The following is a 13,039-nucleotide window of genomic DNA, read 5'->3' as shown; positions in this document are numbered from 1 at the left end:
ACGAAGAGCTATTTCTTGCCCTTGTCCAGCTTGACCTTGGAGGCGATGAACCGCGCCTCGTCGGCGGGGACCAGGCGGAAGCCGCCGGTCACCACGCCCATGCGCACGGTCTGCTCGGCATAGTAGGTGGCGCCCGGCTCGACCTCCAGGCGCAGCCGGTCCTCGGCCTTGTTCACCGCCATCGGCCCGGTGATGTTGTAGCTGTGGATGCCCGGCTCGGCCTCCAGGATGAAGGCCCCGCCATTGGGCAGGTCCCCCAGGATCGGCGCGTCCTTGGCGGGCTTGCCGTCATCGCCCACCTCGACGATGTGATAGGTGTAGATCGCGCCCGTCAGCCGCGAGGGCCGGAAGAAATAGATGCGCCCCTTCTCGCTCGGCGTCACAGGCTCGACGGTCGGCGCGGGCGCCGCCTCCGCGGGGGTGGCCGGCGCGGTGGGCGCAGCGGCGGCGGGCGCGGCGGCCTCCGCCGGCGCGGGCGCGCTCGGCGCCTCCTGGGCGAAGGCCGAGGCCCCCAGCAGCAGCGAGAGCGCCGTGGCGGCCGCGATGGTCAGGTTCTTCACTGGTAGTCCCCCGGTCTATGGTTGGTTTGCGTGGAGCGGCAGGTCGACGTCTTCCGCCAACCGCACCGTCGCCCGCGCGCCCGCGGGAATCTCGATCTCGCCGCCCTTGATGAGGATCGAGGCGAGCCCGACATAGGGGACCAGCATGACCCCGGTCGCCAGGTCCACCCGGCTCTTGCCCGAGGTCGTCAGGGTCATGCCCCGCACCCGCACCCGGGCGCCGTTCAGGTCCAGGTAGCGGGCCGAGATGATCAGCTTGCCTTGCTTGCCGCTGATGCCCGCGCGCGCCACGTCGATCACCTCGCCCTCGCCCGGCGCCCCGGAGGCCACCACCTCGACCCCGTCGCGGACGACGGGCGCCGCCAGCCGGATCGAGAACCGGTCGGCCAGATGGCTGGTCAGCGAGCTGATCGTCTCGGCCATCTCCACCTCGATCGGGGTCCCGGCGGAGAGATGCAGCACGGCGGGGGCCGGCGGCGCGACAGCCGCGACGGCGCCGCCCTCAGGGGCGGCCTGCGCCACGGCGAACGAAAGAAACACGGCCGCCAACATCAAACCACCAAGCGTTGCAGCACCATGGCGCGGCTCTACCGGTCGGGCAAGAGGCCTCCCTCCCTCCCCTTCATGAGCGAGGACAGATCACGGGCAAGATCCTCCCCCAGGCGCGCAGCGCCGATGTGGGGGAGGTGGCGCGGACCGCAGGTCTGTGACGGAGGGGGACCAACGTAGTTGGCCCATACCGCCCCCAAACGAGAGTCAAAGTCCCTCTCAGGCGCTCCGCGCCAGCTCCCCCAGAAGGGGAGCATCTTGAGAGCCGCCCCCTACTCGCCCGCTTCCGCCAGCGTGTGCGCCACGACGGCGTTCGCATGCCCATGCCCCATCCCATGCTCGGCCTTCAACATGGCGACGAGCTCCATGTGCTTGGCCGGCATCCGCGCACGCACCATGGCCTTCCACTCGGCGATCGGCCACCCGTAGGTCTTCTCGATGGACGGAAAATAGGACGCCGGGCCCTTGGTCTCAGCCATCGGGTGATCTCCCTGCTCAGTCCTCAAAGGACGAACGGAGTGCGGGCCATCCGACAATGACGGCCCATCTCCGGAGGCGCATTTGCGTCGGTCGGGGAATGGTGCAGCTGTCCCCGTATTCCACCTGGAGTGAACAGCTGAAGGGAGTCCAGTGTCGTTGACGGTGGCCGGACAGGAAGGTGGCGCATGTGATTCACCAGCGGACCTTGTTTAATTGTGGAAAGCTGACATTCAACTTAGAGCGGCATAGCAAGGTTTGTGCGGGGGCAGGATGAAAAGCGGGCAAAACTGGGATCGAGCCGCCGGCATCATATGGCCCCACTTAGTGAACGCTGCAGCGTCCAAGGCTCTGCTTTTCTACAGTGACCTTGCGAGCTTGATCCCGACCAATGCTTTGAACGTCGGTCAGGCGCTGGGCCCGATCCAAACATACTGCCTTGACGCGAGGCTTCCTCCGCTGACGGCGCTTGTCGTCAATAAGGCGACCGGGCGGCCTGGGACGGGCTTCATTGCCTGGGACGTCGATGCGTTCGAGGACGCGGTGAGCGCGGTGAACAACTTCCAATGGGCCGTGATCGAGAATCCGTTCCGTGCCTTCATTGACGGTGAAACCGAGGCAAGTTTAGCTGCACAGCTCACTGAGTCACCGAGCACGGCAGAAGCGGTCTACCGGAAAATACGTGATCGCGGCGTAGCCCAGCGAGTCTTCAGGCGAGCCCTTTTGAACGCCTACGAAAGCCGTTGTTGCGTTTGCGGTGTCAGCTTCGAGGAGGTGTTGCAGGCGGCTCACATCACAGCCTGGAACCTCAGCTCAGCGCAGGAGCGCATGGATCCTCGAAATGGCCTCCTCCTCTGCGCGAACCATCACGCACTTTTTGACGCGAACAATATTTCAGTGCGGCCCGACTATCGCGTTGAGTGCGCGGACCCTGACGGGAAAGATGGCGTGTATTCAGCGGCAGACTCGGCGCTCTCGATCGGGGTCCACAATCAGACCATCTTGCTTCCGCAGAACCCAATTCTTCGTCCCGACGCCAACGCCCTTCGCCGGCGGCGCGCGCTGCATGAATGGGCGACCACTGACCAAGACTAGGTGGTCGGCCCTGCGTCAGTTACAGACCCTCACAGTCGCTCGCTTCTTCTTCGCACAAGCCGCCCCACTCGGGGTTACGGTGACGCTGTAAAAAATATCGTAACCGCGCCAGTTACCGACCTTGTTCGACCACGGACAGCAGACACTAAACTCCTTGCCAGCCCCCGGCCCGCTATCAAATCCATGTCGGACCTTGGAGAAATCCGCTTCACTGACCGCGAGGTGATGCATGGACAGAGTCAATCTGCTCGCATCATGTGGTCGCCGACCAATGTTCAAGCTTCGGCTGGAACGCCTGCGTTCAGAGGCATTATGAGCGACATCAAGCTCTTCACGTTGCAGCGGTCCGGGATCGTCGAAGTGCCTGCGCAATCCGCGCAGATCGAGAAGTCTCTCCAAGCCCTCTTCGAGGCCAATCTGGAAGTTCTGCTCGGCGTCCGCTTCCTTGCCACCGAATATTCCACTGGGCCAGTACATGGCGGCCGGATCGACACCCTCGGCCTCGACGAGGACGGGTCGCCGGTGATCGTCGAATACAAGAGGGCCGTGAATGAGAATGTTATAAATCAGGGTCTATACTATCTCGACTGGCTGATGGACCACAAAAGAGAATTTCAATGGCTAGTAATGGAGAGGCTGGGCAAGGACGTGGCGGACAAAGTCGAATGGTCCGCTCCCCGGCTCGTGTGTATCGCAGGAGACTTTACCCGATACGACGGGCACGCAGTGAAACAGATAAACCGCAGCATCGAACTGCTGCGCTACCGTCGATTTGGTGCCGAGTTGCTAATGATCGAGCTGGTGCATGCGCCGAAGGTCGCCAAGACCGCAGCGCCCGCGTCCGTTCCGGCGAATTTGGCCGACTCGGCTTCAGGGGGCGGAACAGATCCGTATTTCGCTCAGCGGATTGACTATCGCATCGCCCAAGCATCGCCAGAGCTTCGCGATCTATATCAAGCCGTCGCGGACTTCCTCAATGGCCTTGGCGATGATGTTCAGGTGAAGGAACTTAAGCAATACGTCGCCTTCAAGAGGATCAAGAACTTCGTTTGTGCCGAGGTCTATCCTCAGTCGAAGGTGGTGACCTGTTTTCTCAAAGTCGATCCCGACTCTGTGGCCTTGGAGAAGGGTTTCACCCGGGACATGCGGAAGATCGGGCATTATGGGACCGGCGACTTAGAAGTGATGCTTCGGACATTCGATGATTTTGCCAAGGCTCAGCCGCTGTTCCAGCGGGCATACGACGGCAGCTAGATGACGTGCGGATCCGGTGACACTGTAGGAAAGCTCGGATCACAGGTCACCGACGCCCGGGGCGCGCATGTCCGCCACCCCCCTACCCCCTCCGCGCCGCCTCGATCTTCGCCACGTCGATCTTGCCCATGGTCATCATGGCCTCGAACACCCGCTTGGCGACCGCCGGGTCGGGGTCGGTCATGGCCTCGGTGAGCTGGCGCGGGGTGATCTGCCAGGAGAAGCCCCAGCGGTCCTTGCACCAGCCGCACTGGCTCTCCTGCCCGCCGTTTCCGACGAGGGCGTCCCAGTATTTGTCGGTCTGGGCCTGATCCTCGGTCTCCACCACGAAGGAGACGGCCTCGTTGGGCTTGAAGAGGGGGCCGCCGTTGAGGCCCAGGAAGGGGCGGCCCAGGACGGTGAACTCCACGGTGAGTTCCTGGCCGGCCTTGCCGTCGGGAAAGTCGCCGGGCGCCTTGGCGGCCGGGCCCACATGACTGTCGGGGAACAGGCCGGCGTAGAAGTCGGCCGCCTTGCGGGCCTCGCCGTGGTCGAACCACAGGCAGGTGGTGAGCTTGGCCATCGTCGTCCTCCTTGGATGGTGTCTGACCCAAGGACGAACGAGGCGCAGGGTTCCCGACACGCCGACTCCCTCCCCTTTATGGGGAGGGTGGACGAAGCGAAGCTTCGGACGGGTGGGGGAGTCTGGCCGGTATTCCCCACCCCGGCCGGCAAGCCGGCCTGCCCCTCCCCATGAAGGGGAGGGAGAGGCGCTCGCTACTCCGCGGCGATCTTGATCGCCTGGCCGACGCGGTCCTTGAAGTTGATCTCCTGCAGGTAGGCGATGCCCTCCTCGGCGATGTCGTCGCCCACCATGCGGTCGCCCTCGGACTTCAGCTCCTCCAGGTCCACATAGACGGCGTAGAAGGCCCGGGTCCGGTCGGTGATGATGCCGGCGTTGAGCAGGGTCTTCACCAGCACGCGGAAGATGTTGGACTGCTCCTTCATGCTCTCGCGGCGGGTCTCGTCGTTCATGTTGGCGGCCATCTCGGCGATGACGCGGTCGGGATCGAGGCCGAACTCCTCATAGAGGTCGCGCTGCTGGGTGGGGGCCACCAGGTTGAACAGCAGGGTCTGGAAGCAGTGGGCCGCCCAGGTCTCGATGATCTCGTGCTCGGCTTCGCTCAGGTGCGGGATGGTGCGGTCGGCCCAGATCTTGCCGAACTTGTGGTGGAAGGCCTCGTCGGTCATGACCAGCTGCATCAGCTTCTTGCCGAGCGGGTCGCGGATATTGTTGAAGAAGGTGGCGAAGGCGCCCATGGCCAGGCCCTCCACCAGCATCTGCATGCCGATGATCTTCTTGTAGACCTCGGGGCTGCCGATGATGTCGATCAGCAGGGCCTTGAGGGTGGGGCCGGCTTCCACCGGGCGGCCCCAGCGGGCCTTGATGTACTTGGCGAAGGCCGTGACGTGGCGGGCCTCTTCGCGGGTCTGGTTGGCGGCGTATTCCTGGGCGCCCTGGTCCAGCAGCACGTGGCACAGGCTGGCCGACAGGTTCAGCGCCCCCTGCTCCCCGTGCAGGATCGAGGAGAAGGAGCGCAGGGCCGACTGGTTGGCGAACCGCACGCGGGTCTTCCAGTCGCTGAGGTGGTTGGAGACGTAGTCGGTGGACAGGGAGATGATCATGTCCTCCGGCAGGAGCATCTCGTTCTCCATGTCGAAGGGCTCGTCGAAGTCGATGTACTTCTTGTCGAGCGGATCCCAGAAATGGTCGTGGGTGGCCGAGATGATCTTGTCGAAGGCGGTCGAGCGATTGCCGTAGCGGTCGAGGTCCAGCATGGCCTCGAAGTCGTCGGGGGCCACGGCCTCGTAGATGATGTCCTTGGTGATGTTGCCGTCGGCGGCCATGGGGATCGTCTCCTGACACGGGCGCGCGCGCTGGCGCGCCCAGGGTTTCCTCTTGGCCGCGACCCTCTCAAGAGACCGCCGGCGAGTCAAGGAAGTTGACGGGGGCGTCATTTTCTTAATCCGGCGGTAAGGCTGGGGGCGCGGCCGGAAGGGCCGGGTCAGGCGGGCCGGGCGCTGGGGAGCGGGACCACCTGGTGTTCGAACACCGCGGCGCGCTCCACCGCCTCGCGAAACACCTCGATGGCGATCGGCTTGTGCACCAGGTCGTCGAAGCCCAGCCGCAGATAGTCGTCCCGGTCGCGCGAGGTGGTGTCGGCGGTGAGCGCGATCACCGAGACGCACCGGTTCAGCCCGGGGGTCCGTCGCAGCTGGTCCACCGCCTCCAGGCCGCCCATGCCGGGCATATGGATGTCCATCAGCACCAGGTCGAAAGCCAGCCGCCCCAGCTGTTCCAGGCCCTCGGGGCCGCTGGCCGCCGAGACCGCCTCATGGCCGAAGGCGGTCAGGATCTCCCGCACGACGTGGCGGTTGGTGGGATCGTCGTCCACATGCAGGATCACCAGCGGCCGGCTCCGCGACGGGGTCGAGGCCTCTGCGCCCTGCGGCGCCGAAGTCGGTTCTGACACGATCACGCTCCTCGGGGCCGCCCGCGGGACCCCCTGTCCCGCCGCAACCCACGGGCGCAACAGACAACCGGAGACCTTAACACTCTCCGTAATCTCCGGGGGGCGCGGGGTCGGCGGCCTCGCGACCGATTGCCGCGCGCGGGCCGCGCGGGCCGCCTCAGTCGGCCGCCTCGATGCCGTCGATGTCGTCGTCGGAGAGGCCGAAATGGTGGCCGATCTCGTGGACCAGGACGTGGGTCACCAGCTCCTCCAGAGTCACGTCGCCGCGGTCGACCCACTCGTCCAGGATCGGTCGGCGGTAGAGGAAGATCATCGAGGGCTGGGGCGACGGATCGAAGGTGGAGCGGCGGCCGATGTCGACCCCCTGGTAAAGGCCGGTCAGCTCGAAGGCGTCCTCGATCCCCAGCTCGGCCAGCACCTCGGCGCTGGCGAAGTCGTCGACGCGGAAGATCACGTCCCCGGTCATGGCGCGGAACCCGTCGGGCAGGGCGGCGAAGGCGGCCTCCGCCAGGGCGGCCAGGTCGTCGAGGGAGGGGGCGAGGCTACTCATCGGGCATGATGATATGGGGCGCCTCGGGGGGGCGTGTCTCGAACAGTCCGATATCCAGCGGTTGCTGCGGCTTGACCGCCCGCATGGGCTGGCGGGCGAGCGCGCTCAAGGCCTTGTAGTCCAAGGGTTCGCGGGCGCTCTTGCGGGCCTGGCGCGCCTGGGGGCCGCTCGCCTGCGGGACCGCCGAGGCCAGCCGCCAATAGCTCACCTGCAGCCGCCAGGCGGTCCTGGGCGCCGCCTTGGGCGCGGGCCAGCGGCGGCCCTCGGCGAGCACCGGCTGAGCCGGGGGCGGCGGGCGGCCCTCGATCACCTGGGCCAGGGCGCAATAGCGGTCCTCCGGGACCAGGGTCAGGACATGGCCCGGCCGCTCGTCCTCGATCTTGCCGGCATGGGCGTCGAGGGCCGCCTCGCGGCTGGCGTAGGGCGGGCCCACCGGCTCGGTGACGAACACCACCGCCTCGCCGGCCGCGCCCGCGGCCTCGCGTTCGCGCGCGCAGCGGGCGATGGGCGCCTTCAGGGCCGCCTCGGCGTCGGCCGCCACCGGATAGAGGATCGCGCTCATGCCTGGATTATCGCCGAAGACCGCCTGAGCGCCTATGTTCGATCCTGATGATTCGACAGGCAAAAGCACCGGCGTCGCGGGGGACGCGATGAGCGAGCTGGACCTGATCCTGGCCGCCGCCGCCGGCGCCGTGCTGCTGGCCATCTGCGCCACCCTCTGGGCGCTCGCCCAACGCCGCCAGTCCGACCGCCGGATCGACGCCCTTCGCGCCACCATCGCCAGCCTGCAGGCCGGCGCCGAGGCCGCCCAGGCCTCGGCCGAGGCCTTCGATTCGGCCCTGCTGGCGGTGGAGGACGGCCACGCCCTGCTGGCGTCGGGCGAGGAGAGCCTGGCCGCCTGCATCGCCGCCCTGGGCCTGCCCGAAAGCGATCCGCAGCACGTCGTCGCCGCCCTGATGCGCGCCGACCCCGACCACGCCCGCCGCCTGCGGGCCCTGTTCGAGCGCGGCGAGGCTTGCGCTTTCGAGGTCCGCGGGCCGGGCGGCATGGTGGCCGTCGAGGGCCGGGCCGCAGGCGCCCTGGCCTGGCTGCGGCTCTCGGCCGTGGTGGGGGAGGACGCAGGGCTCCCCACGGCCCCGCGCTTCGCCGCCTTCCTGGACGCGCGGTCCACCCCGGCCTGGATCGCCGCGGCCGACGGCAGCCCGGTCTGGGTCAACGCCGCCTGGCTGGCCTCGGTGGACGCCGCCAGCCTGGACGAGGCCGCCGCCCGCGGCGTCAGCTTCGACAAGGCCGCCGACGCCCTGGCCGCCGAGGCCGCCAATCTGGGCCAGAAGCGCGAGACCATGCGCTGGTCCAGCTTCGCCGGACGCCGCCGCGCCTTCCAGGTCGTGGCCCAGCCGCTCGAGGGCGGCGGGGTCGGGGTCTGGACCGAGGACGTCACCGAGACCGAGGAGATGCGCGAGGCCCTCAAGCGCCACGTCGAGGCCCACGACGAGACCCTCAACCACATCGCCGACGCCGTCGCCATCTTCTCCAAGACCAAGCGGCTGATCTTCCACAACACCGCCTTCGCCGAGCTCTGGGGCCTGGAGCCGGCCTGGCTGGCCGAGCGCCCGACCCATTCGGAGATTCTCGACCGCCTGCGCCAGCGCCGCCGCCTGCCCGAGACCGCCGACTACACCAAGTGGAAGGCCGCCGAGCTGGACCGCTACGAGTCCCTGGACGCCAGCCCCGACGACATGTGGTCCATCCCCGACGGCCGCACCCTCAAGGTCGGCCGCCAGGTCCATCCCCTGGGCGGCATCGTCCTGTTGTTCTCCGACATCACCGGCGAGCTGCGGCTGAAGGCCCAGTACAACGCCCTGATCCAGGTGCAGCAGGCCACCCTGGACAAGCTCAACGACGCCGTGGCGGTGTTCGGCGCCGACGGCCGCCTGCGCCTGCACAACGAGGCCTTCGAGCGGTTCTGGAACATCACCCCCCAGCAGCTCGACCAGGCCCACGACTTCGAGGGCGTGGTCGAGCTCTGCATCCCCCGCCTGCACGACATGGGCTTCTGGCGCGAGCTGAAGGGCCGCGTCGCCGACACCGACCCCGCCGCCCGCGCGCCGATCTCCGGCGAGGTGAAGACCAGCGACAGCCGCATCGTGGTCTACCAGTCGCGCCCCCTGCCCGACGGCGCGACCCTGATCGCCTTCGGCGACGTCACCGACGCCCGCAAGCTGGAGAGCGCGCTCGCCGACCGCTCCGCGGCCCTGGCCGAGACCGAGCGGCTGAAGCGCGACTTCGTGGGCAATGTCTCCTATGAGCTGCGCACCCCGCTCACCACCATCATCGGCTATTCCGAGCTGCTGGAGCGCTCGGGCGAGAACCTCTCCGAACGCGGCCGGGGCCACGCCGCCGCCGTGCGCTCGGCCGCCACCCAGCTCGCCCGCTCCATCGACGACGTGCTGGACATGGCCCAGATCGACGCCGACGAGATGGCGCTGGACCTGGAGGACGTCCACGTCGCCCAGCTGCTCAACGACGCCGCCGCCCGCCGCGCCGACGAGGCCGCCGCCGCCCAGGTGACGGTCAAGGTGGAGTATCCCGACGACATCGGCGTCATCCGCGGCGACATCAAGCGCCTGGCCCAGACCCTGGACCACCTCTGCGAGAACGCCATCCGCCAGACCCCGCCGGAGGGCGTCGTCACCATCTCCGCGCGCCGGGCGCTCGGCGAGATCCAGCTGCAGGTCACCGACACCGGGCGGGGGATCCCCTTCCACGTCCAGGCGCACATCTTCGACCGCTTCATCGGCCGCGAGCGCGGCGGCCCGGGCCTGGGCCTGGCCCTGGTGAAGTCCCTGGTCGAGCTGCACGGCGGCTGGGTGGCCCTGGAGAGCGAGCCCGGCGCCGGCGCCACCTTCACCTGCCACCTCCCCGAACAGGCCCAGGGCGCGGCCGGCCATCCGGAGTTGGGCTTCTAAAAGCCCGTCACCCCCTGCTAGTCTGGCGCCAACCAGACAAACGCACTTCAGCAGGGGACGAGACATGATCAGGACCAGGATCACGGAGATGTTCGGCGTCGAGACGCCGATCGTCATGGGCGGCATGACCGGCGTCGGCTACGCCCGCCTGGTGGCCGCCGTCGCCAACGCCGGGGCGCTGGGCTTCATCACCGCCCACCATTCCAGCAACAAGCAGGAGCTGCTCGACGAGATCGAGCTGTGCCGCAGCCTCACGGACAAGCCGTTCGGGGTGAACCTCACCCTGCTGCCGTCGCTGAACAAGATTCCCTATGACGAGTACCGCGAGGCCATCATCGAGAGCGGGATCAAGATCGTCGAGACCGCCGGCCGCAACCCCACCGACCACCTGCCCGCCTTCAAGGAAGCCGGGGTGAAGGTGATCCACAAGTGCACCTCGGTCCGCCACGCGGTGACCGCCGCGCGCCACGGGGTGGATATCGTCTCCATCGACGGCTTCGAGTGCGCCGGTCACCCGGGCGAGGACGACGTCGGCCTGATCGTCCTGCTGCCGGCCACGGTGGACGCCCTGGGCGACACCCCGGTGATCGCCTCGGGGGGCATGGCCGACGGCCGCAGCCTGGCCGCGGCCCTGATGCTGGGCGCCGACGGCGTCAACATGGGCACCCGCTTCATGGCCACCCAGGAGTGCGCCATCCATGAGAACGTGAAGAAGAAGATCGTCGAGAACACCGAGCGCGACACCCTGCTGACCAACCGCACCCTGCGCAACACCAGCCGCGTGGCCCGCAACGCGGTCTCGGAGGAGGTGGTGGCGATCCAGCAGGACTCCACCAAGACCATCGAGGACGTGCGCCACCTGGTGGCCGGCGTCCGCGGCCGCACCAATGTGATGGGCGCGGGCGACACCGACGGCGGCATCTGGACCGTCGGCCAGAGCCAGGGCCTGATCCACGACATCCCCACCTGCCAGGAGCTGGTGGCCAACATCATGCGCCAGGCCGAACAGGTCCTCACCAAGAACGCCCAACGGGTGGTGGCGGCCTAACCCCCCCCCCCCGCTCATCCCCGCGAAAGCGGGGACCCAGGCTTTTTCTGTTCAGGAAGAGCCTGGGCCGGAGCGGCGGCTGTCGGCCATTTTACAAAAACACCTGGGTCCCCGCTTTCGCGGGGATGAGCGGATTTGAGGGAGCCCTGAACCATGCCCCGCATCGCCGCCGCCCAGACCCCGGAGTTCCGCGAGGACCTCGACGCCGCCCTGGCTTATGCCGCCGGTGTCATCGCCGACGCCACCGCCCAGGGCGCCGACCTGCTGGTCTTCCCGGAAGGCTACCTCCAGGGCTACCTCACCGACGAAGAGCCCGCCCGCCGCCACGCCCTGGACCTCTCAAGCCCACAGTTCGAGGCCCTCCTCGCCCGCCTCCCGACCACCGGCCCCACGATCGTCCTCGGCCTGATCGAGGCCGACGCCGGCGCCCTCTTCAACACCGCCGTCGTCATCCACGCCGGACAGCTGATCGGCCGCTACCGCAAGACCCACCTGCTGGGCCGCGAACAGCTCTTCGCCCCCGGCGCCGACACCCCCGCCTTCGAGGCCGGCGGCGTCCGGTTCGGAATCAATATCTGCTACGACACCAACTTCCCCGACGCGGCCCGCAAGGTCGCCGAGGCCGGCGCGACCCTGCTGGTCTGCCCCGCCAACAACATGATGGCGCGCCCCACCGCCGAGCACTGGCGCGACCGCCACAACCCCGCGCGCGGCGACCGCTGCCGCGAGACCGGCCTGTGGCTGATCTCCGCCGACGTCACCGGCGAACGCGACGGGGCCGTCGCCTGGGGCCCGACGGCGGTGCTGAACCCTCAGGGCGAGGTGGCGGCCCAACTGCCCCTGGAGCAACCGGGCCTGCTGGTGTTTGATCTGCCTGCGGGTCGCGCTAGCTGCGCGAACTGACGAAAGCGGCCTCAAGTCGCGAGCGCCAAACGCAGCCCACCAGGGCCCCTTCAAACTCGGCGAGGTAGTCCCGATCCATTCGAGAGCATCCCACACCTTGGGAACTTGCCTATAGCGATGTTCGCACCCCCGCCAACGCATCGGCCCTTTCCACCTTCTCCGCGCCGCGCGCCCAGCGCCCTTCCTCCCGCGCCCAGGCCAGCATCCTGGCGAACTCCGGGTCGCGCCGCTGCCAGGCCATCAGGGTGACGTAGTGCGGGATGCCCGGCGCCTGGGCGACCTGGCGCAGGGACGCGCCGGTCACCATGCGGGTCAGGATGTGGTCGAACAGGGCCGGCGGGCAGGGTTTGGCGCTGCGGCGGATGTGGCCGCCCCGCTGGGCCAGGCGCAGGGCCTTGGCGAAGTCGGGTCGCAGCCGCTTCCAGCGCCGAATGTTCACCTTGTCCGGCAGGCCCCTGGCCGCCTCGATCTCCGCCATCGTCTCGCCGGACGCCACCCGTCGGATGATCTGGTCGGCGACGGCCTCGTCATAGAATTCCCACCTGCGAAGCCGCATCCGGTGGGCAAGCCGCGCGGCCTCGACCAGGGCGGCGGCGAAGTCGGGCCGCTCGGACTTCCAGCGGTTCAGGCGGTCCCGGTTCGGCCACTCCGGCCGCCGCACCAGGTCGCGCACCGCGTGGCCCCGCTTGACCTCCAAAAGGAACGCCTCGGCCCGCTCGGGATCGAACACCGGCCCCGCCGTGGCGCTGACCTTCAGGCCATGGCGCCACTCGCGGGCGTATTTCAGCCGCTGGGCGAAGGCCGGGTCCGCCAGGGTCCAGCGATAGATGGTCTGCCGGCTCGGCCACCCCGGCCGCTGCTCCAACTGCTCCAGCCGCCAGCCCTTCTCCACCGCCTCGCAGACGCGGACCATCATCTCCTTGCGGGGATAGGCGGGAACCATGGGCGCAGGATATCAGCGAGACCCAAAAAGAACAAAAAATGAACGAAAATTCTCGCGTCACCCATATCGTGTCATCCCGGTTTCCGCGTCGCGGAAGACCGGGACCCAGACGCGCGGGGCCTTCCGGAAAGATCGGCGTCTCTGGGTCCCGCACGTCCGCGCCTGCGGCGCTCCATGC

Annotated in this window: 14 protein-coding genes; 5 read left to right on the top strand and 9 right to left on the bottom strand. The window is 68.0% G+C overall.

All coding sequences use genetic code 11. The features are described 5' to 3' along the window. Positions 1 to 8: 8 nt before the first annotated feature. From AC1RN5_RS17560 to AC1RN5_RS17550, 3 genes are all read right to left on the bottom strand, one after another. On the bottom strand, positions 9 to 560 hold the full coding sequence (locus AC1RN5_RS17560; protein WP_493042426.1) for a hypothetical protein: 552 nt from the start codon (positions 558 to 560) through the stop codon (positions 9 to 11). A gap of 15 nt (positions 561 to 575) precedes the next feature. Continuing rightward, a complete protein-coding gene (locus AC1RN5_RS17555; protein WP_493042423.1) occupies positions 576 to 1,100 on the bottom strand; it encodes a hypothetical protein in 525 nt (174 codons plus the stop codon). 281 nt (positions 1,101 to 1,381) lie between these two features. After that, positions 1,382 to 1,588 (bottom strand): DUF4287 domain-containing protein, encoded by a 207-nt coding sequence (locus AC1RN5_RS17550; RefSeq protein WP_493042421.1) that lies wholly within the window; start codon positions 1,586 to 1,588, stop codon positions 1,382 to 1,384. A gap of 376 nt (positions 1,589 to 1,964) precedes the next feature. Here AC1RN5_RS17550 and AC1RN5_RS17545 point away from each other — a divergent pair, with 376 nt between their 5' ends. Both AC1RN5_RS17545 and AC1RN5_RS17540 read left to right on the top strand, forming a co-directional pair. Next, the gene (locus AC1RN5_RS17545; protein WP_493042420.1) at positions 1,965 to 2,681 is read left to right on the top strand and encodes an HNH endonuclease; all 717 of its coding nucleotides are present in this window, start codon (positions 1,965 to 1,967) and stop codon (positions 2,679 to 2,681) included. A 312-nt stretch (positions 2,682 to 2,993) separates the two neighbouring features. Next, on the top strand, positions 2,994 to 3,935 hold the full coding sequence (locus tag AC1RN5_RS17540; protein ID WP_493042419.1) for a DUF5655 domain-containing protein: 942 nt from the start codon (positions 2,994 to 2,996) through the stop codon (positions 3,933 to 3,935). Between the two features lie 82 nt (positions 3,936 to 4,017). Here the strand turns inward: AC1RN5_RS17540 and AC1RN5_RS17535 are convergent, their stop codons facing one another. The 5 genes from AC1RN5_RS17535 to AC1RN5_RS17515 all read right to left on the bottom strand — a co-directional run bounded on the left by AC1RN5_RS17535 (position 4,018) and on the right by AC1RN5_RS17515 (position 7,560). Then, the gene (locus AC1RN5_RS17535; protein WP_493042418.1) at positions 4,018 to 4,497 is read right to left on the bottom strand and encodes a VOC family protein; all 480 of its coding nucleotides are present in this window, start codon (positions 4,495 to 4,497) and stop codon (positions 4,018 to 4,020) included. 194 nt (positions 4,498 to 4,691) lie between these two features. Further along, positions 4,692 to 5,822, bottom strand: a complete 1,131-nt coding sequence (locus AC1RN5_RS17530; protein WP_493042417.1) for a ferritin-like domain-containing protein — start codon at positions 5,820 to 5,822, stop codon at positions 4,692 to 4,694. 158 nt (positions 5,823 to 5,980) lie between these two features. Then, positions 5,981 to 6,448, bottom strand: a complete 468-nt coding sequence (locus AC1RN5_RS17525) for a response regulator (protein ID WP_493042416.1) — start codon at positions 6,446 to 6,448, stop codon at positions 5,981 to 5,983. A 157-nt stretch (positions 6,449 to 6,605) separates the two neighbouring features. Next, a complete protein-coding gene (locus tag AC1RN5_RS17520; RefSeq protein WP_493042415.1) occupies positions 6,606 to 6,998 on the bottom strand; it encodes a metallopeptidase family protein in 393 nt (130 codons plus the stop codon). After that, positions 6,991 to 7,560 carry a hypothetical protein gene (locus AC1RN5_RS17515; RefSeq protein ID WP_493042414.1) on the bottom strand — a complete coding sequence of 190 codons (570 nt, stop codon included), beginning with the start codon at positions 7,558 to 7,560 and terminating at the stop codon, positions 6,991 to 6,993. Before AC1RN5_RS17515 ends, AC1RN5_RS17520 begins: the two co-directional genes overlap by 8 nt. Positions 7,561 to 7,648: 88 nt before the next feature. Here AC1RN5_RS17515 and divL point away from each other — a divergent pair, with 88 nt between their 5' ends. The 3 genes from divL (at position 7,649) to AC1RN5_RS17500 (ending at position 11,918) form a co-directional block, all read left to right on the top strand. Beyond that, positions 7,649 to 9,967 carry a cell cycle protein kinase DivL gene (gene divL / locus AC1RN5_RS17510; protein ID WP_493042413.1) on the top strand — a complete coding sequence of 773 codons (2,319 nt, stop codon included), beginning with the start codon at positions 7,649 to 7,651 and terminating at the stop codon, positions 9,965 to 9,967. 64 nt (positions 9,968 to 10,031) lie between these two features. Beyond that, entirely contained in the window at positions 10,032 to 11,015 is a 984-nt protein-coding gene (locus AC1RN5_RS17505; protein ID WP_493042412.1) for an NAD(P)H-dependent flavin oxidoreductase, read from the top strand. 153 nt (positions 11,016 to 11,168) lie between these two features. Continuing rightward, positions 11,169 to 11,918, top strand: a complete 750-nt coding sequence (locus AC1RN5_RS17500; protein WP_493042411.1) for a carbon-nitrogen hydrolase family protein — start codon at positions 11,169 to 11,171, stop codon at positions 11,916 to 11,918. 109 nt (positions 11,919 to 12,027) lie between these two features. On the opposite strand, the gene AC1RN5_RS17495 is transcribed toward AC1RN5_RS17500, so the two are convergent. Then, positions 12,028 to 12,861, bottom strand: coding sequence for a terminase small subunit-like protein (locus AC1RN5_RS17495; RefSeq protein WP_493042410.1), 834 nt, complete (start codon positions 12,859 to 12,861; stop codon positions 12,028 to 12,030). Positions 12,862 to 13,039 lie beyond the last annotated feature (178 nt).

It is taken from the genome of Phenylobacterium sp. GW821-FHT12F10, assembly GCF_058806695.1.
Note: the sequence above shows the minus strand (reverse complement) of the source record. Positions and strands in the feature narration are given on the sequence as shown.